11 protein-coding genes and 2 pseudogenes are annotated in these 26282 nt (G+C 73.5%); 5 read left to right on the top strand and 8 right to left on the bottom strand.

Annotated features, from left to right (window positions below; translation table 11 throughout):
* The first annotated feature begins 119 nt into the window (after window positions 1-119).
* The 4 genes from ACVCAG_RS01775 to ACVCAG_RS01760 all read left to right on the top strand — a co-directional run bounded on the left by ACVCAG_RS01775 (window position 120) and on the right by ACVCAG_RS01760 (window position 7252).
* Window positions 120-518, top strand: coding sequence for a phosphopantetheine-binding protein (locus tag ACVCAG_RS01775; protein WP_440082046.1), 399 nt, complete (start codon window positions 120-122; stop codon window positions 516-518).
* Complete coding sequence (locus tag ACVCAG_RS01770; RefSeq protein ID WP_447189370.1) at window positions 515-5386, top strand: amino acid adenylation domain-containing protein; 4872 nt, start codon at window positions 515-517, stop codon at window positions 5384-5386. Before ACVCAG_RS01775 ends, ACVCAG_RS01770 begins: the two co-directional genes overlap by 4 nt.
* A 64-nt stretch (window positions 5387-5450) precedes the next feature.
* The gene (locus ACVCAG_RS01765; protein WP_447189369.1) at window positions 5451-6236 is read left to right on the top strand and encodes a thioesterase II family protein; all 786 of its coding nucleotides are present in this window, start codon (window positions 5451-5453) and stop codon (window positions 6234-6236) included.
* On the top strand, window positions 6215-7252 hold the full coding sequence (locus tag ACVCAG_RS01760) for an LLM class F420-dependent oxidoreductase (protein ID WP_447189368.1): 1038 nt from the start codon (window positions 6215-6217) through the stop codon (window positions 7250-7252). The genes ACVCAG_RS01765 and ACVCAG_RS01760 overlap by 22 nt, the downstream gene beginning before the upstream one ends.
* 62 nt (window positions 7253-7314) lie before the next feature.
* On the opposite strand, the gene ACVCAG_RS01755 is transcribed toward ACVCAG_RS01760, so the two are convergent.
* Window positions 7315-7512, bottom strand: a complete 198-nt coding sequence (locus tag ACVCAG_RS01755) for a DUF397 domain-containing protein (protein ID WP_447189367.1) — start codon at window positions 7510-7512, stop codon at window positions 7315-7317.
* A gap of 177 nt (window positions 7513-7689) precedes the next feature.
* Window positions 7690-8055 carry a hypothetical protein gene (locus ACVCAG_RS01750; protein ID WP_447189366.1) on the bottom strand — a complete coding sequence of 122 codons (366 nt, stop codon included), beginning with the start codon at window positions 8053-8055 and terminating at the stop codon, window positions 7690-7692.
* A gap of 442 nt (window positions 8056-8497) precedes the next feature.
* Between ACVCAG_RS01750 and ACVCAG_RS01745 the strand changes: the two genes are divergently transcribed.
* Entirely contained in the window at window positions 8498-12919 is a 4422-nt protein-coding gene (locus tag ACVCAG_RS01745) for a molybdopterin-dependent oxidoreductase (protein ID WP_447189365.1), read from the top strand.
* Between the two features lie 86 nt (window positions 12920-13005).
* On the opposite strand, the gene ACVCAG_RS01740 is transcribed toward ACVCAG_RS01745, so the two are convergent.
* The 6 genes and pseudogenes from ACVCAG_RS01740 to ACVCAG_RS01715 form a co-directional block, all read right to left on the bottom strand.
* Window positions 13006-13815 (bottom strand): maleylpyruvate isomerase family mycothiol-dependent enzyme, encoded by an 810-nt coding sequence (locus ACVCAG_RS01740; protein ID WP_440082061.1) that lies wholly within the window; start codon window positions 13813-13815, stop codon window positions 13006-13008.
* A 180-nt stretch (window positions 13816-13995) separates the two neighbouring features.
* A complete protein-coding gene (locus ACVCAG_RS01735) occupies window positions 13996-15402 on the bottom strand; it encodes an MFS transporter (protein WP_440082062.1) in 1407 nt (468 codons plus the stop codon).
* The gene (locus ACVCAG_RS01730) at window positions 15383-16699 is read right to left on the bottom strand and encodes a thioesterase domain-containing protein (RefSeq protein WP_447189431.1); all 1317 of its coding nucleotides are present in this window, start codon (window positions 16697-16699) and stop codon (window positions 15383-15385) included. The genes ACVCAG_RS01735 and ACVCAG_RS01730 overlap by 20 nt, the downstream gene beginning before the upstream one ends.
* Window positions 16700-16864: 165 nt before the next feature.
* A pseudogene (locus ACVCAG_RS01725) lies at window positions 16865-18109 on the bottom strand (AMP-binding protein); the annotation flags it as partial.
* Window positions 18086-19333 (bottom strand): annotated as a pseudogene (locus ACVCAG_RS01720) (condensation domain-containing protein); the annotation flags it as partial. The pseudogenes ACVCAG_RS01720 and ACVCAG_RS01725, both read right to left, overlap by 24 nt.
* Window positions 19330-26202 (bottom strand): amino acid adenylation domain-containing protein, encoded by a 6873-nt coding sequence (locus tag ACVCAG_RS01715; RefSeq protein WP_447189364.1) that lies wholly within the window; start codon window positions 26200-26202, stop codon window positions 19330-19332. The pseudogene ACVCAG_RS01720 and the gene ACVCAG_RS01715, both read right to left, overlap by 4 nt.
* Between the last annotated feature and the right edge of the window lie 80 nt (window positions 26203-26282).

The raw sequence follows: 26282 nt of genomic DNA, 5'->3' as shown, positions 1-26282 counted from the left end.
TTCAAAAATGCCGAAAAATACGCTCTTGTCGTGTCCGAATAGGTGTCAGAGGATCGGTGCATGGCGTGCCCGGACGGGGCCCGTCTGATGAACCGGACAAACTCAACGAAAGGCGCCGGATGATCCAGGGCAGTCGGCCGGTGGGAGCGGAGCGGCAACGCGAGGAGGCCGAGGGGCGGCCTCCGGGTCCACCGGGGCCGCGCGTCTCGGCCGCCGACACGGTCGCGGAGATGATCGAGGCCCGCCTGGGCCGGGCGGTCGACCCCGACGAGAACTTCTTCGAGGCCGGGCTCAACTCGATGGCACTGGTCGAGCTGCACGCGGACATCACGGGGGTGCTCGGCATCGACATCCCGGTCACCTCGATGTTCACCCGGCCGAACGTGCGGGCGCTCAGCCGCCTCGTCGAGGGCGCGCGGGAACCCGTCAGGAGCGAACCCGCGCGCCTGCGCCCCGTCGGGGGCAGCCGCAGGGACGTGCGCGCCCGTATCCGCCGGGACGGCGGGGCGCCTCGGTGACCGATACCGCGTCGATCGCCGTGATCGGCATGGGCCCGCGTGCCCCGCTCCCCCCTCCCGGTGTCGTCCTGCGGGAGACCGAGGAGGGCGCGCTGGAGAACGCCGGATACGACCCCGCGCGCTCCCCGGGAGTGTTCGCCGGCTACGAGCCGGCCGAGGAGGCCTGCCTGGCCCTCGCGGTCGGTGACTGCGACCTCGTGGTCTCGGTCTCGGGACCGAGCCTCGACGCTCTCGCGGAACCGGGCACCACGATCGTGCTCAAGCGCCTGGACGACGCTCTCCTCGACGGCGACCTCGTGAGCGCCGTGATCGAGGCGGTGATCGAATCCCCGCCCGGCCTCGCTCCCGCCCGCATCGTTTCCACCAGGACCGTTCCCGCCCGCACCGTTCCCACCCGCAGTGGGCGCGGTGGTTGGCGCGGAGGCGGCTCGGCCGCACGCCTGCGGGAACCGCTGAGGGTGAAGGAGGGCTTCCCCCCGGTCCACCTCCCGGGGGACTCCCGGCCCCGCGTCGTCGCCTGGTCGGGACGCACGCCGGCGGAGGCCGACGCCGTGAGGAAGAGCCTGGCGGGGTTCTTCGCCACCCTCGGCGCCGACCGGTTCGCCGACGCCGTGGCCGTCCTCCAGCTGGGCCGCCCCCAGCGTCCCGTCCGGGGCGCGGTCGTGGCCGCCACCCCCGCCGAGGCGTCCGCGGCCCTCGCCACGGCCGTCGCCGTGACTCCCGAGGCCTCACCAGAAGGAACGACGCTCAGGTATGTGCCGCTTTTCAAGGGTGCGGCCGGCGAGGTGAGGTTCGTCTTCCCCGCCGGGGGCGCCGGGCGGCTGGGGGCCTCGCTGTACGGGGCCGAGCGGCTGTTCAGCGAGGCGATGGACGTCTGCCTGGAAGGTTTCGAGCGGCACGGCGTCGATCTCTACGACGCCTGGCTCGCCGGGGAGCGTGACGACGACCCGGTGACGTTCGCGGTGACCTACTCCCTGGCGGCGACCCTGACCGGCTGGGGCGTCACACCCGTGGGATGCGCGGGAGAGGGTGTCGGCGAGCTCACCGCCGCCGCCTTCTCGGGAACGCTGGAACTGGACGAGGCGATCGCCCGGGTCGCCGCCTCCGTCGCGGTGCCTGAGCAGGTGCCTGAGCAGGGACCGGGACAGGCGCCGGAGCGGATGGCCGAGCGGGCGCCCGGACAGGTGCCCGAACCGGTGGCGGACGACGCGATGGCGGTGTCCGAGCCGGTTCCGGACGGCCTGACGGTGCCCGAGTCGGTACCGGCCGACATCGCGGCGCCCGAGCCGCTGCCGGGGCATGAAACGTTCCACGAACCGGAGACTCCTCACGAGGCGGTCCCTGCGCGGGAGTCCTCGCCCCGGGTGAAGGCCGGACCGGAGTCCACCGGTGCGGAAGGCACGCTGTCCCTCCTGATCGGGACGGCGGGGGCGCCCTCGGACGAGGGGACGATCGACTGCGGGGACGACCGCCGGGGCCTGCTCGCGGCGCTCGCCCGGCTGTGGACACTCGGCTGCCCGGTGGACTGGGCCGCCCTCGACCCCGACCACCCCCTGCAGCGCCTGCCCGTCCCGGGAGGGCACCGCTACGCCCCGGCGTCGGTCGTTCCCGTTCCCCCGCCGGGCGTCCCCCCGCTGGCTTCCGCGCCGCGGGAGCGCGAGGGCGCGTCGCGGGTCCCCGAGGGCCTGCCCGAGCCCGCCGAGCCGCTCCGCAAACCCGGGGCGGTCCCGTACTCGTTCTGGGTGCTGGAGCAGCTCGCCGGGTCGAGCGGGGTGTCCAATCTGGCGGTGGCGTTCAGGACCCGCGAGCCGCTGCGCAGATTCCCGCTGCAGATCGCGGTGAACCGGCTGCTCAAGCGGCATCCGGCCTTGCGCCTGCGGTTCCCCGTGGTGGACGGCGCGCCCGTGCGGCACCTCACCGCCCCGCAGGACGCGCAGATCAAGCTGGTGAACGGGGAGACCACCGAGGAGACGCTCGTCTCCGACCTCCAGGGGTTCCTCGACGAGCCCTTCGACCTGGGCCGCGACCTGCTCTTCCGGGCCGGGCACTTCGCGCTGCCCGACGGCGGGGGGAGCGTGGTCTGCCTGGTGGCCCACCACATCGTCATCGACGCCACCTCGATGCAGTTCCTCGTCGAGGAACTGGGCGGCTTCTACGACGCGCAGACGAGCCAGGAGCCGCTCCCCGCCGCGCTCTCCGGCGTCGCGCCCATGCTGGAGCCGGGGGAGGCGTCCCGGGAGTCGCTGGACTACTGGCTCGACCGGCTCAGGGACGTCGATCCGGCCGCGATGGTGCTCCCCGGCAGCAGGCCGTCGCCCGCCCGGCCCACCTTCGCCGGGCACACCTGCTCCTGGGAGGTGGACGCCGACACGCGGCGGGCGCTCGACACGCTGCGGACCGGCCTGCGCACCACCGACAACATCGTGCTGGCCGCCGCGTTCATGCTCACCCTGCGCGCCCACGGCGCGGGTCCCGAGCTGGTGGCCGCGATGCCGGTCACCACCAGGACGGCCGCGATGCGCGGCCACGTCGGCTACGGCGTCAGCACCCTGCCGATGCGGGTGCGCGCCGACCCGGACGAGGGTTTCGCCGCCCTGGTCAGGCGGGTCGAGGACGTCTTCTTCGAGGGGGTCGAGCACGCGGACGCCTCGGTGGAGGCGGTGCTGGTCGAGCGCGGGCACGGCACCGGCGACTGGAGGGTGCCGCTGTTCCGGCACATGTTCAACTACCGGCCGTGGACCGACGACCAGGTCAGCATCCTGGGCTCCGTCCCCGAGTACGTCGAGGACCTGTTCGACCGCAGCCGCCTGGACCTGCAGTGCATCGCGGTGCAGGAGCCCGGCAGGCTCACGCTCAGGGTCTGGCACAGCACGGAGGTCCACGACGAGGCCGAGATCGCCGCGTTCGTCGCGCGGATGACCGCCCTGCTGCGGCGGGCCGCCGAGGACGCGCGGCGCCCGCAGCGGGAGCTGGACTCCCTCTCCGCGGCCGACCGGCGGCTGCTCGACCGGCTCAACGACACCGCGCGGACCTGGGAAGGACCGGCCACGCTGCTGGAGCGGATCGTCGCCCGCACCGGAGGCGTCCACGAGCCCGGTGGCGGCACGGGGATCCGTGAGGGCGACCGGGAGGCGACCCGCGAGGCCCGCACCGGTACGGCGATCCGCGACGGCGACCGGGAGGTCACCTACGACGAGCTGCTCACCTGGGCGGCCGCCGTCAGGGACACCCTCGTCTCGCACGGCGCGGGCTCCGGCGACATCGTGGCGCTCGGCCTGGGCCGTTCGGCGGAGACGGTCGCCGCGGTGCTCGGCGTCTGGGCGGCCGGGGCCGCCTACCTGCCACTGGACCCGCGCCAGCCCGAGCTGCGCCTGGCCTACCAGGTGGAGGACTGCGGGGCCCGCCTGGTCATCGCCGACTCCGAGGCTTCCTGGGCGGGGGAGGTCCCCGTACTCTCCATGCCGCAGGCCCCCGGAGCCGGGGCGGCGGATCAGGCGGACCGCGACGGCGCGCCCGCGCGACGGCTGGATCCGGCAGAGATCGCCGCGGCGGTCACCGGGGAGTCGATCGCCTACGTGATCTACACCTCGGGATCCACCGGGAGGCCCAAGGGGGTGGCCGTCACCCACGGCAACCTGGCCAACCTCGTCCTCGACTTCGCGGACAGGCTCGGGGCGGGCGCGGGCGACGCGGTGCTGTGGTCCACCACGACCTCCTTCGACATCTCGGCACTGGAGCTGATGCTCCCGCTCACCGCCGGCGGCACCCTGGTCGTCGCCTCCGACGACGACCAGCTCCAGCCGCGCAGGTTCCTGGAACTCATCGCGGCACGGGACGTACGCGTCGTGCAGGCCACCCCGACGGCCTGGCGGCTCATCGCCCCCGAGGCGCGCGACGAGCTGGCCGGTCGCATCGTGCTCTGCGGCGGGGAGCCCATGCCCGCCGCGCTCGCCACGGACCTGCTGGGCCTCGGCTGCCGGTTGTTCAACGTCTACGGGCCGACCGAGACGACCATCTGGTCCACCGCCGCCGAGATCCTCGCTCCTCCGGCCGACCCGGTGCCGATCGGGGTGCCGCTCGCCAACACCCGGATCTTCGTCAGGGACGCCGACGGGCGCGAGGCCCCGCCGGGCGTACCCGGCGAGCTGTGCGTGGCGGGCGACGGGGTGAGCGCCGGGTACGTCAACCGGCCGGAGCTGACCGCCGAGCGGTTCGGCGAGCACCCCCGCCACGGGCGCTTCTACCGGACCGGGGACATGGCCAGGCTCAGGCACGACGCGACCCTGGAGCTGCTGGGCCGCGACGACCGCCAGATCAAGCTGCGCGGGCACCGCATCGAGCTGGGCGAGATCGAGGCGGTGCTGCACCACCACGACGCCGTCAAGGTCGCGGCCGTCATCGTCCACGACGACAGGCTGGTGGCGTTCGTGCAACCCACGGACCTGCCCGACGGGGAGACCGGGGCCGCGCTGCGCGAGGAGCTGTGGCGGTACGCGGGGACGCGGCTGCCGGACTACGCGGTCCCCTCGGGGATCGTCCTGGCCGACGAGTTCCCGACGACCGCCAACGGCAAGATCGACTATCGAGGGCTGACCGTCCCCGAGGACGAGCCGCCGTCCGCCTCCCGCGCCCCGGCGAGCTCGGAGCTCGCCGAGGGGGTGCTGCGGCTCTGGCGGGAGGCACTGCGCCGCCCGGGGCTCGGCGAGCACGACAACTTCTTCCTCAACGGGGGGCACTCGGTGCTCGCCGTACGGCTGATCGCCCCGCTGGAGGAACTCGCGGGCCGGGCGATCAACGTCCGCGCGGTCTTCGACCATCCCACCCCGGCCGAGCTGGCCGCGTTCATCCAGGAAGGGGCGGGCTCTTGATCGTCTTCCCGAGGCCGGGAGCCCCGGAGCCCGCACCCGACGTCCCCACGATGGAAGGACCCAGATGACCGCGCCGTGGTTCGTACCGGTGGGGGAGCGGCCGGGGGGCCGGATCCGCCTGTACACCTTCCCCAACGCGGGCAGCGGCCCCGCCTCGCTCACCGACCTGGCCGAGCGGTTCCCCGACGAGGTCGGCGTGTGGTCGGTGAACCTCCCCGGCCGCCAGGCCAGGCTGGCCGAGCCGCCGGTCGAGGACCTCGACAAGCTGGTCGACGACCTGGCCCGCGACCTGCTGGCGAACGCCCGCGAGCCGTACGCGCTGTTCGGCTACTGCAGCGGTGCGCTCCTGGCCTACCTGGTCTGCCGCCGCCTGGTCGAACTCGCCCCGGACGGGTCCGGACTTCCGGCCGGGTCAGCGGGGCGTTGGCCGGAACGGCTGCTCGTGGGGTCCTTCGCCGCGCCGGACGTCACGCTCCTGCTGCGCAGGCTGCCGTCCCTGCCGTCGTGGCTGTTCTGGGACCAGCTGATCGAGCTGGGCGGCGTACCGGCGGAGGTGGCCGAGCGCGAGGTGCTCAGGCCGATCCTCGAACCCGCCCTCCGCGCCGACTTCGGGATGCTCGCCCGGTACCGGCACCGGCAGGGGCCGCCGCTGCCCGTGCCCGTCACCGTCCTGTACGGCAGCCGCGACGGCTCCATGTCGCGCGGCGGGCTGCTCGGCTGGCGCAGGCAGAGCGTCGCGCGGCCGTCGATGCGCGAGCTCGACGCATCGCACTGGCTGGCCGAGGAGACCCCTGACCTGCTCGCCACCGTCATCGCAGAGGAGATCGGATGCGTCTCGGTTACAGCATGAGCTACTGGGGCGGGGCCGGGCTCGGTCCCGCCGACCACCTCGCCCTGGTCCGCGAGGCCGAGCGGCTGGGCTACGAGTCGGTGTGGGCCGCCGAGACGTACGGCACCGACCCGGCGAGCCTGATGGCGTGGATCGCGGGCCAGACCGAGCGGATCGCGCTGGGCACCGGCGTGCTGCAGATGTCGGGCCGCAAGCCCGTGGTGGCGGCGATGACGGCCGCCACCATCGACCAGGTCTCCGGCGGCCGGGCCCGGCTGGGCGTGGGCGTGTCGGGGCCGCAGGTCGTGGAGGGCTGGCACGGGGAGCGCTTCGACCGGCCGGTGGCCCGAGCCCGCGACTACCTGTCGGTGCTGCGGCTGGCCCTGGAAGGCCGCCCGGTGAGCTACTCGGGCGAGACTATGACGCTGCCGCTCCCCGGCGGGCAGGGCAAGGAGCTGTCCCTGGGCGTCTCCCCAGTCCAGAAGCACCTTCCCGTCTATCTCGGCGCGATGGGCCCGGAGACGACCGCGCTCGCCGGGGAGCTGGCCGACGGCTGGCTCGCGATCCACTTCCCGCCCGAGCACCTGGCCGAGCGCACGGCCCACCTGCGCGCGGGCGCGGCACGGGCCGGCCGCAGCCTGGACGGCTTCGACGTCGCGCCGATGATCCTCACCCTCGTCGACGACGACGAGGAGCTGGCCTACGACATGATGCGGCCCATGCTCGCCCTCTACCTGGGCGGCATGGGCTCGCGCCGTACCAACTTCTACAACCGCCTGGCCCGCTCCCTGGGCTTCGAGAAGGAGGCGGAGGCGATCCAGGAGGCGTTCCTGGGCGGGCGCCAGGGCGAGGCGATGTCGCTGCTCCCGGACGGCCTGGTCGACGCGATGACCATGTGCGGGCCGCCCGGCAAACTCCGCGAACGGGTCGCCGCCTACCGCGAGGCGGGTGCGACCTCCCTCGTCGTCGGCCTGGTCACCCCGACGCTCAGGCTCCGCCTGGAACAACTGGAACTGGTCGCGGACCTGGTCACCTGACGGTACCTGTGGGGATCGTGCGGGTTGTGGCCCATGCGATCCCGGCAGACCACCCCGGGGAATTACGCGTCGTTCTTCAGCTGTGTGACGAAGGTCGACCAGGTGTCGCGGGTGAAGACGAGTTTGGGGCCGCCGGGGTTCTTGGAGTCGCGGACGGCCACGACGTCGCCCAGGTCCGCGACCTCCACGCAGTCTCCGTTGGCTCCGCTGAGCGAACTTTTACGCCACGCGGCGTTGGCCAGGTCTACCGGGTCGGACATCGCGCGCCCCTTCGACTGGACACTCACGCCAGGTTGTCCGGCTCGTTCATCAGCGTAGCCGCACCGCGATGAGGCGGTTGGAACTTCGTGGTCGGCACAGGGGCGTCCCGCTGGAAGGCCGCGAGGAGAAAGTCGCCGCATGGTCGGTCCGGACCCTGCGACCTTCCGATCGAGATTTCAGCCTGGCGGGGTTATGCCCCATTTATCTTGCTCTCGCATGCGGCGATTGCTTTCGTCTATCTCGATGATGCTCGCCACCACGTACCCGCTGTAATCCCGCCCACGGACGATCAGGAGGTTATCCAGGTTCAGGCGAGGCCCAAGCTGGGCGGCCACGGAGCGAATCGACTTCGAGTCGGGTTTCCCGATCGTAAGGCCATCCATCGACACGGGCAGGCTGACTGCCAGGACACCCCCGAAAGCGATGTCGATCCGTGTTGTGCCGGATGTTTCCAGGCCACTGCGCAGCAGAAGCTTGGAATGCGAAGGAACGTAAATCCACAGACGGAATCTCCGCCCCGGGTAATCCATGTCGAGTTCCACGCCTGCCCGTACCTCCCTGTCCGCCCCCTTGCTCTTCGCGAGATGAGAGCAGGGCATCAGACCGCCGCGATTCAGCGGAACGGATTATTCGCCTTCCTTCCGTTCATGGTGCCGCCGCGGGCACACTCAGGGTAATCGTCGGTGAACAGCGCCCACGGGAAATTCCGAACCGTGGTCACGGCCCGCTCGTTGAGCTCGGGACAACGTGCCGACGTGCCCCTGCCCCGGCGTTCGGGAGTATGACGAGGTCACGCCGCGCGGTCCCGCGTGGCCGGGGGAGATCGGCGGTTAGGCGGATGTAACAGCCGAGCGCTGACATCTGTGACATCTACGTAACGCCTGTTTCTTATGTTTCCGTCGTTGGATCCGCCCGATGCGGCTTTGGCGTTCCCGCTGTCCGGCGGAGGGCGTCAGGGGCCCCTGCTCAGGGAGAAGGGACTCTATGGCGGCGTCAGAGAGAGTGAAGACGGTCTGCTCGTACTGCGGTGTCGGCTGCGGGATCGTCCTGGAGGTGGACGGGCGGCGCCGGGTCGTCAAGGCCTCCGGCGACAAGAGCCACCCGGCCAACGCCGGCCGGCTGTGCACCAAGGGAGCCACCACCGCGGACATGCTCGCCGCCCCCGGCCGCCTCGAGAGCGGGCTGGTCAGGCCGGAGCGGGGCGCCGAATTCGCCCCGACCGGCGTGGACGCGGCGATCAGCGAGACCGCCCGGCGTCTGCGGCGGATCCTGGACGAGCACGGGCCGGACGCGCTGTCGTTCTACGTGTCCGGCCAGATGACGCTGGAGGCGCAGTACCTGGCCAACAAGCTCGCCAAGGGCTTCGTCGGCACCAACCAGATCGAGTCCAACTCCCGGCTGTGCATGGCCAGCGCGGGCAGCGGCTACAAGCTGTCGCTCGGGTCGGACGGCCCGCCCGGCTCGTACCGGGACTTCGACCACGCCGACCTGTTCTTCGTGATCGGCGCGAACATGGCCGACTGCCACCCGATCCTGTTCCTGCGGATGATGGAGCGGGTCAAGGCCGGGGCCAAGCTCATCGTGGTCGATCCGCGCCGTACCGCCACCGCCGACAAGGCCGACCTGTTCCTGCAGATCAGGCCCGGCACCGACCTGGCCCTGCTCAACGGGCTGCTGCACCTGCTGGTCGAGGGCGGCCACGTCGACCACGAGTTCGTCGAGCGCCACACCGACGGCTGGGAGGCGATGCCGGACTTCCTGCGGGACTACCCGCCCGAGACGGTCGCCGCCCTCACCGGCATCCCCGAGGACGACCTGCGGCAGGCGGCCGAGTGGATCGGCGCGGCGGGGGAGTGGATGAGCTGCTGGACGATGGGGCTCAACCAGAGCACGCACGGCACCTGGAACACCAACGCGCTGTGCAACCTGCACCTGGCCACCGGCGCGATCTGCCGCCCCGGCAGCGGCCCGTTCTCCCTGACCGGCCAGCCCAACGCCATGGGCGGGCGCGAGATGGGCTACATGGGTCCCGGACTGCCCGGCCAGCGTTCGGTGCTGGTGGAGGAGGACCGCCTCTTCACCGAGGAGCTGTGGAACCTGCCGCCCGGCACCCTGCGCACCGACGTCGGCCAGGGGACCGTCGAGATGTTCTCGCGCATGGCCGAGGGCGAGATCAAGGCGTGCTGGATCATCTGCACCAACCCGGTCGCCAGCGTCGCCAACCGCAGGACCGTCATCGCCGGCCTGGAGGCCGCCGAGTTCGTCGTCACCCAGGACGTCTTCGCCGCCACCGAGACCAACGCCTACGCCGACGTGGTCCTGCCCGCGGCCATGTGGGCCGAGACCGAGGGCGTGATGGTCAACTCCGAGCGGAACCTCACCCTGCTCCGGCAGGCCGTGGAACCGCCGGGACAGGCGCTGCCCGACTGGCAGATCATCGCCCGTGTCGCCTGCGAGATGGGCTTCGAGGACGCCTTCTCGTACACCTGCGCGGAGGAGGTGTTCGAGGAGATCAAGCGGACGTGGAATCCCAAGACCGGCTACGACCTGCGGGGCGTCACCTACGAGCGGCTGCGCGAGACCCCCGTCCAGTGGCCGAGCCCGCCGGGCGGCGGTGACCGCAATCCCGTCCGTTATCTCAACGACGGCACCAGCCAGGCACCGCTCATCCGGCCCGACGGCAGCCGCCCGCGCCTCGCCTTCGCCACCCCGAACGGCCGGGCCGCCTTCTTCCCCCGCCCGCACCTGCCCGCCGCCGAGCTGCCCGACGACGCCTACCCTTTCGTCCTCAACACCGGCCGGCTGCAGCACCAGTGGCACACCCTGACCAAGACGGGAAGGGTCGCCAAGCTCAACAAGCTCAACCCCGGGCCCTTCGTCGAGATCCACCCCAGCGACGCGGCCGGGCAGGGGATCGGCGAGGGCGACCTGGTGGAGATCGCCTCCCGGCGCGGCAGGGCCGTGCTGCCCGCCCGGCTGAGCGACCGCGTCATGCCGGGCAACTGCTTCGCGCCGTTCCACTGGAACGACCTGTTCGGCGAGTACCTCAGCGTCAACGCGGTCACCAGCGACGCCGTCGATCCCATCTCCTTCCAGCCCGAGTTCAAGGCGTGCGCGGTCTCCCTCACCAGGGTCGCCTCCGAGGCGTCCCCGGCATCCCCGATGGCCTCGAACCCCGCCGGGACGGCGGGGTTCCCCGCGATCTCCGAGCAGGCCCGGACGATCGCCTTCCCCATGGGGCCGGAGTACGCGGTTCCGGAGGCCGCCGGAACGGCGCCGGAGGCCGCTCGGCCCGCCCGGATCGCCGCGCTGGCCGACCTGCTCGGGGTGACCGACCTGACACCGCCGTCGCTCGCCGACCACGAGCGCCGCTACATGGCCGGTTTCCTGTCCGCCCTCGACAGCACGGCATCCGTTCCCGACAGCACGGCATCCGTTCCCGACGGCGCGGCATCCGCCCCCGGTGGCATGGGGTCCGCCGGTACGGTCGTGCCGGTCCTGCCGGAGCACGCGCCCGTCGAGCCCGCCCACGCCCTGTGGATCAACGGGGTGCTGGCCGGCATGTTCTCCCGCACTCTCGCGCCGCCGCCCCAGCGAGTGACCGGCGACCCGGTGTTGCCGGCGCGCGACATCGTCGTCCTGTGGGCCTCCCAGACCGGGAACGCCGAGGAGTTCGCCGCCGCCAGCGCCGACCGGCTCACCGGCGCGGGGCGAGCCCCCCGGCTGATCAGCATGGCCGACTGCGCCCCGGACAGCATTCCCCATGGTGCGGACCTTCTCGTCATCTCCAGCACCTTCGGCGACGGCGAGGCACCCGACAACGGCGTCGGGTTCTGGGAGGCCCTCATCGGGTCCGGCGCCCCCCGGCTCGACGGCGTGCGCTATGCCGTCCTCGCCTTCGGCGACTCCAGCTACGACGACTTCTGCGGCCACGGGCGGCGGCTCGACCAGCGCCTCGAGGAGTTGGGCGCCCAGCGTCTGGCACCCCGCGTGGACTGCGAGCCCGACGACCACTCGCGGGCCCTGGGCTGGCTCGAGCAACTGCTCACGACCCTCGCCGAGCCTTCCCCGCCTTCCGCGCCGTCCCCGGCGAGCTCGGAGCCCGGACCGACGCGGGCGGATCCCGGATCGACGCCGGACCCCGGGCCGGTGTTCCCGGGCCGCACGGACCCTGGGGCGACACCGGGCCCCGAGCCGGCGCCTTCGGACCCCGGATCGGCGTCCCCGGGTCCCGAACGGCCCCTCCCGGGCATCGGGCCGACGTCCCCGGAGCCCGAGTCGTCGACGGGATTCGGCAGGGCCGCGCCGTTCAGCGCCCCCCTGACCGGCAACCGGCTGCTCAGCCTGCCGGGCTCGGCCAAGGAGGTACGGCAGTTCACCTTCGACACCGGCGGCGAGCTGGCCTACCAGGCCGGTGACGCGCTCGGGGTGATGCCGGTCAACAGCGCCGGCCTCGTCGCCGAGTGGCTGACCGTGACCGGTCTCGACCCCGCCGACACCGTCGAGATCCCCGGCCTCGGCCCCGTCCCGTTCGGCGAGGCCCTGCGAAACCACCTGGAGATCACCAGGATCACCTCCGGCCTGCTCAGGTTCGTCGCCGAACGTACCCGCGACCGCGATCTCACCCGGTTCCTGCGTTCGGGCAACGGGGGAGAGCTGGCCAAGTGGACCTGGGGCCGCCAGGCCGTCGACGTGGCCGGCGAACTCCGCGTCCGGGCCACGGCCCAGGAGTGGGCGGACGTCCTCAAACGCCTGAAGCCGCGCCTGTACTCCATCTCCTCCAGCCCGCTGGTCGATCCGCACCGGGTGCGTCTGACGGTCTCGGTCGTCCGCTTCGACAACCCGCGCGGTACGGCGCGCAAGGGGGTGTGCTCGTCCTTCCTCGCGGACAGCCCCGGGCACGCCTCCGTACCCGTCTTCGTCCAGCGCAACAGGCACTTCCGCCCCCCGGCCGATCCGGCCGTCCCGATGATAATGATCGGCCCGGGTACGGGCGTCGCGCCCTTCCTCGGTTTCCTGGACGAGCGCCGGGCCCTGGGCCACTCCGGCCGCAACTGGCTCTTCTTCGGTGAGCAGCGGCGCTCCAGTGACTTCTACTACCGCGACGAGCTCAACGATTTCTACCAGGACGGGCTGCTGACCCGGCTGGACCTCGCCTTCTCCCGCGACCAGCGTGCCAAGGTCTACGTCCAGGACCGGATGCGCGAGCACGGCGGCCGGCTCTGGTCCTGGCTCCAGGACGGCGCCCACCTGTACGTCTGCGGCGACGCCAGCCGGATGGCCAAGGACGTCGACCAGACCCTGCGCGAGATCGCCACCGTCCACGGCGGCCTCGGCGACGACGAGGCCGCCGTGTACGTCAAGCACCTGGCCGCCAGCAGGCGCTACGTACGCGACGTGTACTGATCCTTGTCGTTCGCGCGGCCGGGCCGCGGCTGCCCGCGGGCGGCGCGGCGGGAGGGCGCCGCCCGCGGGCACGGGCCGGGCGGTCGTCAGAAACCGGGGAACACCCGGCGGAGGTCGTCCAGGGTGACGCCGTCGCCGGTGACGGTCACCGACGGCGGGGTGTGCTCGGGTGCCAGCCTGCCGCCGAGCAGGCGCGTCCAGGCCTCGCTGGGAAGCGCCAGGGTGACGTCGGCCGGCTCCGGGGCCTCGCTGAAGCCGACGGTCTCCCCGAGGGTGAGTCCCTGGAGGTTCCCGGGGTCGGTCGTCTCGACCCGGAGGGTGGTGGCCAGGCGCGGGTCCAGGCCGTCCGGCCTGCCGATGAAGCCGATCAGGAAGTCGAGCGGCCCGGCGTACAGGTCGGTCAGCACCCCGGCGGCGTCCCGCCCGACGGTCGCCTCGGGATCGAAGGCGACCTTGACGTCCCAGGCGTGCAGGGCGGCCTCGTTCAGGCGCATCCCGGCCACCAGCGCGACGCTGCCCGGCATGGGGAGGAATCCCAGCTTGATCTGCAGCCGCTCGCGGGCGCCGGCGTCGAGGCTCTCGAACGCCGAGACGATGTCGGCGTCGGCGGCGAGGAAGTCCTCGGCCTGCTCCTTGGGCTCCTTCGCGTTCCAGCGGTCCCACACCGGGTGGTTGAAGTCCTGGCCCGGGGCCTCCTTGCCGTCCTGCGCCGCGCGCAGCGTCGCCAGAGCGATCTCGGCGCCGCTGCCGAGGTGGCTGAGCACCTGGGCGACGCTCCACTCCGAGCAGCCGGAGGGCCGGGTGAGGTCGGCGTCGTCCAGCCCCCGGACGAGGGCCGCCAGCTCGTCGTGGGTGGTACGCAGAGCCGCGATGGTCCTGTCGGCGAGTGTGGTCATGGTTCTCCTACCGGGTGGAAGCGGGATGTGAAGGACGATGGCACCGTAGGTCGCGCGATCGAGCCGGGCGGCCGCCCGGGGTCCCCTCGGCCGTGCCCGCCGCCTGGCCTACCATCATCCTCTCCCGTACCGGCGCCCGTCCCCGGTGGGGTCCGGGGACGGGCGCCGTCGCGCGGGCGGTCAGGTGCCGGGGATCTCCTTCACCTTGGGGATCGGGGAGAAGACCAGCAGCAGGATCGGCAGGATGGCTCCGGCGATCACCGCGAGCAGGATGGCCGGGCGCAGGCCGAGGGTCTCGCCGAGCAGGCCCGCGCCCAGGGCGCCGAGCGGGGCCGGGATCAGCCCGAGGGAGTAGATCGTGCCGATCACCCTGGCCTGGAGGTGCGGCGGGGTGATCGACTGCACCAGCGTCATGTTGCTGACGAAGAAGACCTGGTTGCTCGCCCAGACGACGAACTGGGAGAGTCCGAGCATCCCGGCGGCCAGCCAGACCGGCCCCGACGCGAACGGCACCAGCAGCAGCGCGCAGTTGCCGATGATCGTGCTCCACAGCAGCGTCGGGCCGATCCCCATACGGCGCATGGTCCGCACCGACAGGGTCGCGCCGAGGATGGCGCCGACGCCGCCGGTCGCCATGACGATCCCCACCCATTCCACCGGCAGGTCGGGGCCGCCCCGCAGCAGGAACAGCACGTAGATCGACTGCATGGCGCCCATGACGAAGAACGAGTACAGCCCGCTGGCGATGGCCAGCGGCCGGATCATCGGCTGGTCCATCACCCACCGGAAGCCCGCCCAGATCGCCCGGTGCACGCTCACGGCCGTCTCGTCGTCCGGGGTGGGCACCTCCTCGCGCTTGCGGATGAGGAGGATGGCGATCGCGGAGAACAGGTAGGAGAGCACATCGATCATGATCAGCAGTGGCGCGGCCACCACCTTGATCAGCGCCGCCGCCGCGCCGGGCCCGGCGGTCTGCGCCAGCGACTCGCTCAGCTGCAGCTTGCCGTTGCCGTCGCCCAGGTGCCGCAGCGGCACCAGCGACGGGAAGTAGGAGCGGTACGCGACCTGGAACAGCACCGACAGCAGGCTCAGGACGAACACGACCGCGTACAGCACCCCGAGCGTGAGGCTGTCCATCACGTACAGCAGCGGCACCAGGGCGAGCACCGCGGCCCGGCCCAGGTCCGACCAGATCAGCACGGGCCGCTTGCGCATCCGGTCGACGTAGACGCCGAACAGCAGGAATCCGAGCATCGGCAGCCGGATCAGCGCCCCGAGGACGCCCATCTCGGTCGCGCTCGCGCCCAGGGTGACGACGGCGATCAGCGGGATCGCCACGTACGAGATCTGCGAGCCGAACTGGGAGAGGGTCTGGCCGGTCCACAGCCGCAGGAAGTCCTGGTTGCGCCAGAGACCGTCGCCGCCGGTCCCCTCGGGCCGTTTCTCGCCCCCGGGGGCGCCGTGGTCCCCGGAATCCTCGGGTCCTCCGGGTCCTCCCGATCCTTCGGAGGTCGCGGGACCGGCGGCTTCGGGAGGAGCCTCAGGGGCTCCGGCGCTCTTGGGGCTCTCAGTGTCCGGTGACACCATGGTCGATCCAACTCCTCAGCTTGGCGGCCGCCTCGGCGACCAGGGGTTCGAACAGGATGACCACGCGCTCGCCGGGAATCGCCTCGATCGCGAGATTCCCCTTCACCACGCCGCTCCAGCCCAGATCGGGCCGGTCACCGGCGGGGGCGAACAGCGCCACGTCACCGTCGTACGGCTCGTGCCGGTAGCGGCCGACCGCGTGGGCGTTGGCCCGGAACACCCGCAGGAAACGCCGGGCCTGCTCGACGTCGGCGGTGTCGGGCGCCAGCCGCCGCTCCCGCCCGGCGGCGGCGATGACCGCCATCAGCATCTCCTCGGGGTCGAGGCAGGCGAACTCCGCGGTGTCCGTCTCCAGCGGTCCTCCCGCCAGCGCGTGGGTCATGAGCGAGGCGTCGTCCTCCAGCGAGCTGGTGATCACCGGCTCGTCCGCGTCGGAGTAGAACAGCACCAGCAGCGGGACCTCCTCGCCGAGGTCACGCAGCCGCCTGGCCATCTCCAGCGCGATGTTCCCGCCGATGCAGAACCCGCCCAGCACGTACGGCCCGCTGGGACGGACGGCGCGCAGCCGGTCGACGTAGTCCTCGACCATGTCGGCCATCGTGGTGTGCGGTTCCTCGCCGGGCGCCAGGCCGCTGGCCGCGATCGCGTAGACGGGCTGGTCGGGGCCGAGCCTGCGGGCCATCGGGTGGTAGCGGAAGACCTGCCCGCCCAGGGCGTGCACCAGGACGATCGGGACGCGGTCGCCGTCCGCGTTGAGCGTCACCACCCGCTGCTCGCCCAGGTCCTCCGGGCGGCGCAGCACGTCCGCCAGGCCCGCCACGGTCGGCGAGGCGAGCACGGTCGCCACGGGCAGTTCCCTGCCGAACTCCTGCCTGATCCGCACGGCCAGCCGGAGCGCCAGCAGCGAGTGCCCGCCCAGGTCGAAGAAGTCGTCGAACACCCCGACCATGGGGACGTCGAACAGCTCCTCCCAGATCGCCGCGACCCGCCCCTCGACCGGGTCCCTCGGCGGCACCCGGAATCCGTCCGCGCCCGCCGCCGGGTCCGGCGCGGGCAGGGCCTTCCTGTCCAGCTTGCCGTTGGAGGTGAGGGGGAGCTCCTCCAGCGTCACCCAGGCCGACGGGATCATGTGGTCGGGCAGCCTGGCCCGCAGCCTGGCCCGCCAGTCGACCGCCGGCCCCGCCTCGCCGGTCACCACGTAGCCGATCAGGCGGTCGCCGTCGGCGACGACGGCCGCCGCGCGGACCTCGGGCTCGGAGAGCAGCGCGGCCTCGATCTCGCCGGGTTCGACGCGCATGCCGCGGATCTTTACCTGGGTGTCGAGGCGGCCGAGGTATTCGAGCTCGCCGTCGGGCCGCCATCGGGCCCGGTCCCCGGTGGCGTACAGGCGGGAACCCGGCGGTCCGTGGGGATCGGGGACGAAGCGCTCGGCGGTGAGGCCCGGCCGGCCCAGATAGCCGCGGGCCAGCTGGACCCCGCCGATGAACAGCTGCCCCGGGGTGCCCACGGGCGCCCGTCCGAACCGCTCGTCGAGCACCTCCAGGCGGGTGTTGTCGACCGGACGGCCGATCGGCACCGCCTGCTCGGCGGGGTCGCACCGGTGCCAGGAGACGTCGACCGCGGCCTCGGTCGGGCCGTAGAGGTTGTGCAGCTCCACCCCGGGAAGCCGTTCGGCGAAGCGCCGCACCAGGTCGGCGGGGAGCGCCTCGCCCGAGCACACCACCCTGCGCAGCCCGCCCGCGCCCGGCCCGTCCACAGCCGGCCCGCTCACGTCCGGCCCGTCCACCCGGTCCATGACCGGGGTGTCCGCGTTCGGGACGCCCAGGGCCTCCAGGCCGGGAGTGTCGAGGAACGGGTCCAGCATGGACGGCACGAAGTGCGCCGTGCTGACCCCCTCGCGGGCGATCAGCTCGGTGAGGTAGCCGGGCTCGTAGTGCCCGCCGGGCCTCGCCACCACCAGCCCCGCGCCGGTGACCAGCGGCCAGAACAGCTCCCACACCGACACGTCGAACGAGACCGGCGTCTTGTGCAGGACCCGGTCGGCAGGGGTGAGCCCGTACGTCGCCTGCATCCAGCGCAGCCGGTTCACGATCGCCCGGTGCGACACCCCGACGCCCTTGGGCCTCCCGGTCGACCCCGACGTGAAGATCACGTACGCGAGCGAGTCCGGCGGATCCTCCCGCGAGGAGATCTCGGAGGGAGCCTCCGGGGAAGCCGCCGAGACGGTGGGCAGCAGGACGACCCGCGTACCCTCAGGAGCCTCGCCCGCCAGGTCGGCGGAGGTCAGCAGTATCGAGGCGCCCGCGTCGTCGAGCATGCCCCGCGTCCGACCGGCCGGGTGGCCGGGCTCCAGCGGCAGGTAGGCGCCCCCGGCGGCGAGGACGCCCAGCAGCGCGGCGGGCAGGTCCGCGCTCCGTTCGAGCAGCACCCCCACCGGCTGATCGCGTGACACCCCGGCGCGGCGCAGTTCCCCGGCGATCGCCAGGGCCCGACCGGCCAGCTCGCGGTAGGTGGTCCACGAGCCCTCGAAACCCACGGCCGGAGCATCGGGCGTCCGCCCCGCCTGGGCGAACACCAGGCCGTGCAGCGTGCCGCCCGGGTGCTCGCGCCCGGTGGCGTTCCAGCGGTCGATCGCGTCGTTCTCCGCCTCGCCCACGCCCGGCTCGCCGGTCAGGGCGTCGATCACCCGCCCGGCCAGGGACTCCATCTGCTCCGCCGGGAACTGGGAGGCGTCGTAGGAGACCGTGAGGGTGAGGCCGCCGCCGGGCACCCGGACGAAGGCCACCGTGCACGGCATGTCGGTCTGTTCGAAGAACTCCTGCCCGGTGATCGCCACGCCGTCACCGGACAGCCCTCCGTACACGTGGAAGTCCCGGAAGTCGAACAGCGTGTCCAGCAGCGGCGAGCGGCCCGCGATCCGCTGGATCTCGAACAGCGGGTAGCGCCGGTACGGCACCGCGGCCACCTCGGCCTCGAAGACCCGCCTGACCAGCCCGGCCCGGTCGGCCCGGTCGTCGGCGTCGAGGCGGACCCGCAGCGGCAGCGTGTTGAGGAACAGCCCCAGCACCTCGCCGCCCCCCTCGGTCTCCGGCCTGCCGTGGCTGAGCACGCCGGTCATGACCTCCCGCTCGCCGGTGACCAGGCCCAGCGCCGTCACGTACGCGGCCAGCAGGGTGGTGCGCAGCGGGACCCGCAGCTCGCGGCTCTGCCGCTCCAGCGCCGCCACCGTCTCGTGCGGCACCGGTACGGCGACCACCTCGGCGGCGCGCGGCCTGCCGGCCGGGAACCCGGGCAGCCTGGGCAGGCGGCTCTCCGGGGCGTCCTCGGCCCGATCCCGCCAGAACTCCCGCGCCGCCGCCGAGCCCACCGCGGCCCGCTCGGCCGCCACGAGATCCCTGAACAGGGCCCGGGGCGGGGCGGGTTCGCGCGAGCCGCGGGCGGCGTAGCGGCCCAGCAGCTCGGTGACGAGCGCCGCGACGCTCCAGCCGTCGAGGACGGCGTGGTGGAAGCTGAGGCTCAGCGCGAACTCGTCGTCGTCCAGCACGTGCGCGTACGCCCGCAGCAGAGGCGGCGACGACCAGTCGAACCCGGTGTGCTTCTCGGCCTCCCGCCACGCGGCCAGCCGCTCCCGGGGGCCGTCCCCGTCCGGACCGTCCCCGTCCGATCGCAGGTCGGCGACCTCCAGCGGGATGGTGGCGGTGTCGTGGACGAGCTGCAGCGGCTCGCTGAACCCGGTCAGGTCGAACGAGGTGCGCAGCACCGGGTGCCCGGCCGCGACCCCGGCCAGCGCCCCGGTCAGCGCCGGGACGTCCAGGGCGCCGCGCAGAGTGACGGTCATCAGGTCGTGGTAGGTGGGACTGTCCGGTTCGAGCTCGCTGTGGTAGAGCATCCCCGCCTGCAGCGCGGCCAGCGGGTACGCGTCCTCGATCATCGCTCGCCCTTCCTGAGCTTGGCCAGATCCGCGGCGCCGAGCATGCCGAACGCCTCGGTCGCCCCGGTCGCGGCCTCCGGCTCCGGGGTCGCCGTCGCGGCGGGCCCGGTGTCCGGTGTGTCCAGTACGGAGGCCAGTTCGGCCACGGTCTGGTGGGTGAACAGCTGCTGCAGGTCGAGCCCGTAGCCCAGGTCCCGCAGCCTGGCCACCACCGAGAGGCTGCGGATCGAGTCGCCACCGACGCCGAAGAACCCGTCGTGACGGCCGACCTTGTCCAGGCCGAGCACGTCCTGCCACACCTGGGCGACGGCGCGTTCCGCGTCGGTGCGCGGCGGCTCCCAGGGGAGGTCGCCCCGGCCGGGCGGTGGCGGCAGGGCGGCCCGGTCGAGCTTGCCGTTGGGGGTGAGCGGGAGGGCCTCCAGCGTCACCCACGCGGTGGGGATCATGTGCTCGGGCAGCTCGCCCCTGAGCCACTCGCGGGGATCGGCGTCCCCAGCGTCCGCTGTATCCGCTGTGTCCCGCGTCCCCTCGCGCCGCACCCCGTACCCGACCAGCCGGGCTCCGGCGCCGTCGTGCCACACGCCGACGGCCACGGCGCTCAGGTCCGGGTGCCCGCCGAGCACGGCCTCGATCTCGCCGGGCTCGACGCGCATGCCGCGGATCTTGACCTGGGCGTCGAGGCGGCCGAGGTACTCGATCTCGCCGTCACGCCGCCATCGCGCCCGGTCCCCGGTGGCGTACAGGCGGGAGCCCGGCGGGCCGTAGGGGTCGGGGACGAACCGTTCGGCGGTGAGACCCGGCCGCCCCAGGTAGCCGCGGGCCAGCTGGACCCCGCCGATGAACAGCTCGCCCGGCGTCCCGGCCGGTACCGGGCGCAACGCCCCGTCCAGCACGTACAGGCGGGTGTTGGCCACCGGGCGGCCGATCGGGACGACCTTCTCGCCCGGCGTGTAGCGGTGCCGGGAGACGTCGACCGCGGCCTCGGTCGGCCCGTAGAGGTTGTGCAGCTCCACCCCGGGCAACCGCGCGGTCAGCCGCTCCGCCGCCCCGGCCGTCAGCTCCTCGCCGCTGCAGATCACCCGGCGCAGCGAGCCGCACTCCTCGATCCGCTCCTCCGCGGTGAAGGCGGCGAGCATCGAGGGGACGAAGTGCACCGTCGTGATTCCCCGCTCGACGACGAGGTCGCGCAGGTAGGCGGTGTCCCGGTGGCCGTCGGGGCGGGCGAGCACCAGGCGGGCCCCGCTGATCAGCGGCCAGAAGAACTCCCACACCGACACGTCGAACCCGGCGGGGGTCTTCTGGAGCACGGCGTCGCCCGCGTCCAGGCCGTACGTGTCCTGCATCCAGCGCAGCCGGTTGACGATCGCCCGGTGCGGCACCCCGACGCCCTTGGGCCTCCCCGTGGACCCCGAGGTGAAGATCACGTACGCGAGCGAGCCGGGCGGATCCCCCGCCCGGCCGCCCGCGTCCGCCGGTTCCGCCGAGGCGTCGAGGGCGGCGGTGAGTTCCACGGCCCTGGCGTCGGCGAGCATGGCCTCGACACGGCGCTCGGGCAGCCCCGGATCGAGGGGAAGGTAGGCGGCCCCGGCCTTGAGCACGGCGAGCAGCCGTACGGGCAGGTCGATCGAGCGCTCCGCCCGCACGGCGAACACCCGCTCCGCCTTCTTGCCGGCACCGGCGCGCAGCCGCGCGGCGAGCAGGTCGGCGCGGTCGTTCAGCTCCGCGTAGGTCAGCGTCTCGCCCTCGAAGACCACGGCCGGGGCGCCGGGAGTCCGCGCGGCCTGCGCCTCGACGAGACCGTGCAGCGTCTCCTCGGGCGGGTACGCGGTCTCGGTGGCGTTCCAGCCCGTCAGCACCAGGTCCCGCTCCCCGGGGGAGAGCATCTCCAGGTCGCCCACGCGGGTCCCCGGAGCGGCGACGGCCGCGCGCAGGAACGTCTCGAAGGACGCGGCGAGCCGCTCGACGGTCTCCGGCAGGAACAGGTCGCGGTTGTAGACGAACCTCGCCGCGAGGCCGGCACCGGTCTCCGAGGCGTACAGCTCCAGGTCGAACCGGGTCGAGGTGGTGTCCGGCACGAACGGCTCGGCCACCGGCCCTCCCGCCCGCTCGGCCGTGGACCCGGTCGTCCGCCCGGCCGCCGCCGCCGCGGCCCCGGTCCCCTCCCCAGGGGTGGACACCACGGGCCCGGCCACCGGTACGGGCCGTCCTGCCGGGACCGTGCCGCCCAGGTAGCTCTGCAGGGCGAAGAGCACCTGCACCACGGGCGGGCGGGTGGCGTCCCTGGCCAGGTCCAGTTCGGCGACCAGCTTCTCGAACGGCAACTCCTGGTGGCCGTAGACCTCCAGGGCCGCGTCGCGGGTGCGGCCGAGCAACTCGGTGAACGTGGGATCGCCCGCCAGGCGGGCCCGGAGCGGCAGCAGGTTCACGAACAACCCGACCACGTCCTCGAACTCCGTCAGGTCGCGACCGGCGACCGGCGAGCCCACCGCGAAATCGTGCTGTCCCGACCAGCGGGACAGCACGGCCTGGAACCCGGACAGCAGCGCCATGTAGAGGGTCGCGCCGCGTTCCCGCGCCAGGTCGCCGAGCGCCCCTGTGAGCCCGGCGTCCAGCCGCAGGTCGTGCCAGGCGCCCCGGTGCCCCTGCCGGACCGGCCGGGGCCGGTCGAGCGGAAGGTCGAGCGGGGGCAGCGCGGCCAGCTCCTCCCGCCAGAACTCCAGGTGCCGTTCCAGGCGCGGTCCGGCCAGGCGCTCGCGCTGCCAGAGCGCGTAGTCGCCGTACCCGACGCGCGGCTCCGGCCGGCCGGCGCGCTCGTCGCGGCCGTCGTGCCCGGAGAGCAGCTCGTCCAGCAGGAGCTCCGCCGACCAGCCGTCGGCCACGATGTGGTGGACGGCGACCAGCAGCACGTGGTCCGCCGAGGCGAGCCTGACCAGGGTCACCCGGAGCAGCGGGCCGTCGCCGAGGTCGAAGGGGCGTGCCGCGTCGGCGCTGACGACCCGCCGTGCCTCCGCCTCCGCCTCCGCCGCCTCCGTCCCGGAGCCGGCCGTCGCGGCCGGTCCCGTCGAAGCGGTCCCCGCCTCGACGACACGGATCGCGATTCGTGCCTCCGGGTCCCCGGCCGGGACGACCCGCACCTCGGGCCTTCCGTCGGAGGAGGCGGGGAAACGCATCCGCAGGCTCTCGTGCCGCGTCACGGCGGCGTCCAGCCGCGCGTCCAGCGCCGCGAGGTCCAGCGGCCCGCGCAGCCGTGCCGCGGCGGGCAGCACGTAGGCGCCGGTCCCCGGGCTGAACTGCTCCATGAACCAGAGCCGTTCCTGCGCGAACGACAGCGGCGGCGCCGTGCCCTCGGGCCGCCGTACCGGTCCGGGCCCCGCTTCGGGACCCGCGCCGGGCCCGGCCTCCGCCAGCGCGTCCAGCGCCTGCGCCAGCCTCCGTACGGACGGGTGACTGAAGGCCAGCTTCAACGGCACGTCCAGCCCGGTCGCCGCGGAGAGCCTGGCGATCGTCCTGGTCGCCAGCAGAGAGTGGCCGCCGAGCTGGAAGAAGTCGTCGAGCGCCCCCACCCGCTCCACTCCCAGCACCTCGGCCCACACCGAGCACACCAGCTCCTGCGTGGCGGTCTCCGGGGGCAGGTACCCCTCGTCCGAGCGGTGCTCGGGGGCGGGCAGCGCGCCCTGGTCGACCTTCCCGCTCGGGGTGAGCGGGATGCGCGCGACCTCCACCACGGCACTCGGCACCAGGTGCGGCGGCAGTTCCGCCGCGAGGTACTCCCGCAGCTCCCCGCCGTCGGGCCGGTGCCCGGACCGCTCGCGGGCACCTTCCGCCCGCTCATCGGCCGCCCGCTCATCGGCCACCCGCTCATCGGCCACCCGCTCATCGGCCACCCGCTCATCGGCCGCCTGCCCGCCGGCGGTCCGGTCGTGCCGTACGACGTAGGCGACCAGGCGGCGGTCGCCGGGGGTGTCCTCCCTGACCGTCACGGTCGCCCGGCCCACCCACGGGTGGGCCAGCAGGCGGGCCTCGATCTCGCCGGGTTCCACGCGGTAGCCCCGGATCTTCACCTGGCGGTCGAGGCGGCCGAGGATCTCCAGGCGCCCGTCGGGCCGGAACCTGGCCCGGTCGCCGGTGCGGTACAGGCGCGAACCTGCCGGGCCGTAGGGGTCGGGCACGAAGCGTTCCGCCGTCAGGGCGGGCGAGCCCAGGTAGCCGCGGGAGAGCCCGTCGCCGCCGACGCACAGCTCGCCGGGCGCGCCGGCGGGCACCCGGGCGCCGTGCTCGTCCAGCACGTGGACGCGGGTGGCGGACAGCGGGTGACCCACGGTCGGCCGCCTGGACGCCTCGGCAGGGTCGAGCTCCCCGGCGGTGGCGATGATCGTCGTCTCGGTCGGCCCGTAGCTGTTGACCAGGGTGACGCGCTCGCCGTGCGCCTCGTACCAGGCGGCGAGCGCCGGTCCCGGCAGCGGGTCGGCGCCCAGGATCAGCAGGCGCAGCGCGGGCGGCCAGGAGGTACGGGCGGCGACCAGCTCCTGCCAGTAGGAGGTGGGCAGGTCCATCACCGTCAGCGACGCGCCCCGCGGGGTCCGCAGGAAGTCGGGAAGCGGCTCGTCGGGGGCGAGCACCAGCTCGGCCCCCGAGGTGAGCGCCGGGTAGATCTCCTCGGCGTGCGTGTCGAAGCCCACGGAGGCGAACTGGAGCACCCGGTCGTCCGGCCGGATGCCGTACTCGGCGCGCATCCACGCCACCCGCGCGTCCAGCGCCCGCCGCTCGACCTGCACGCCCTTGGGGGTGCCGGTCGAACCGGAGGTGTAGATCACGTACGCCAGGTTCCCCGGCCCGCCGGGCCTCGTCACCCGGCCCTCCCCGGCGGACGTCGGGGCGCCGGGCTCGCCCGGCCCGTGAAGGCGCGCGCCGGACGGTGAGCCGTCCGCGGCCTTCGGATCCTCTGCGGCCTTCCGGTCCTCCCCGGCGGCGGGGCCGTCCGCGACGCCGTCGAGCGGGATCGTCGGCAGGTCGCACTCCGGCGGGCCGCCCTGGGACAGCAGCAGCGCGGCCCCGCTGTCGCGCAGCATCCAGCGCAGCCGCTCGGCCGGGTAGGCGGGGTCGAGCGGGAGGTAGGCGCCTCCCGCCATGGCCGTCGCCAGCAGCGCCACGACCAGCTCGGGACCGCGCCGGGCGCACACCGCGACCACGGTCTCGGGGCCGGCCCCCTCAGCGGCCAGCCGCGCCGCCAGCCGCGCGGCGCGCTCGCGCAGCTCGGCGTAGCTCAGCCGCCGGTCGCCGTGGCTGACGGCGACCGCGTCCGGCGCCAGCCGCACCCGCTCCTCGAACAGCTCGACCACCCCGGCCGGACCGGCGGGATCGAGGGGTGAGGGAAGGGCGGTGGACAGGGACGCGGTGACCGCGGGCAGGCGGTCCTCGGGGAGCAGCATCGCGGCCCGCAGCCGGGACAGCGGGATGTCGGGATCGTCGGCGACGGCCTCCAGCACGCGCTCGTACCTGCGCAGCATCCTGGCCACCGTGTCCGGCTCGAACAGGTCGGCGTTGTAGGACAGCAGCGCGTACAGCGAGTCCGAGCGAGGCGTCACGTCGAGCATCAGGTCGAACTTGGCCTGCCGCGCTCCCGGATCGAACACGTCGGTCTCGATGCCGGGCATGACCAGCTCGGACGCCTCCTTGTCCTGCATCACGAACATCGCCTGGAACAGCGGCGTGGTGCTCAGGTCGCGTTCGACGCGCAGCTCGTTGAGCAGCCGCTCGAACGGGATGTCCTGGTGGGCGAAGGCGTCGAGCACCGTCGCCCGGACGCGGCCCAGCAGCTCCCTGAAGCCGGGATCGCCCGACAGGTCGCCGCGGAGCGCGAGCGTGTTGGGGAAGAACCCGACGATCTGCTCCAGCTCGGGGCGTTCCCGTCCGGCGATCACCGACCCCACGCACACGTCGTCCTGCCCGGAGTGGGCGCCGAGCAGCGTCTGGAAGGCGGCGAGCAGCACCATGAACTGGGTGCACCGCTCGTCCCTGGCCAGCCGATCCAGCCGGGCGGTCAGCTCCCGCCCGATCCGCCGCGCCGCGTAGTCGCCGTTGGACGACTTCACCGGCGGCCTGGGCCGGTCGGCGGGGACGTCCAGCGCGGGCACCCCGGCCAGCTGCCCGCTCCAGTAGTCGAGCTGGCGCCGCACCCGCTCCTCGTCCAGCAGCCCGCGCTGCCAGGCCGCGTAGTCGGCGTACTCCAGCACCGGCGCCGGCAGGTCCGCCTCGCGTCCCTCCAGGTGCGCGCCGTAGCAGGCGGCGAGCTCGCCCAGCAGGATCTTCAGCGACCAGCCGTCGGCCACGATGTGGTGCAGCACCACGCACAGCACGTGGTCGGTCCCCGACATGGTGATCAGGTGGACCCGCAGCAGCGGCCCGGCCGCCAGGTCGAACGGGCGGTTGGTGAGGTCGGCGACCAGCTCGGTCGCGCGGGCCTCCCGCTCGGCGACGGGCAGCCGGGTGAGGTCGATCAGGTCGGGCTCGACCGGCAGGGGCGGCCCGATCTCCTGCACCGGGCTGCCCTCGTGCGAGGTGAAGCGGGCGCGCAGGGTCTCGTGCCGCTCCACCAGCCGGCCGAGCGCGTACCGGAGCGCCCCGATCGAGACGTGCCCGCGCAGCCGCTGCACCATGAACATGTTGTACGAGGCGTCGGAGGGGTCCAGCTGCTGCAGGAACCACAGGCGCTCCTGGCCGAACGACAGGGGAGGCGGCCCCCCGCCGTCCGCGCGCCGGGGGATGCCCGACGGCCGCTGCCGCGGCGGCGGCTGCCGCCGCAGCCTCTCCTCCAGCGCGGCCCGCTGTTCCGGGCTGAGCCGCGCCAGTTTCGCCCTCAGGTCACTCATCGGCGAGGCCCTCCAGCGCGGTGAACAGAGCCGCCGGTTCCTCTTTCGCCCTCAGGTCACTCATCCGCAGGGCCCTCCAG

The organism is Streptosporangium sp. G12, from assembly GCF_052983175.1.
Note: the sequence above shows the minus strand (reverse complement) of the source record. Positions and strands in the feature narration are given on the sequence as shown.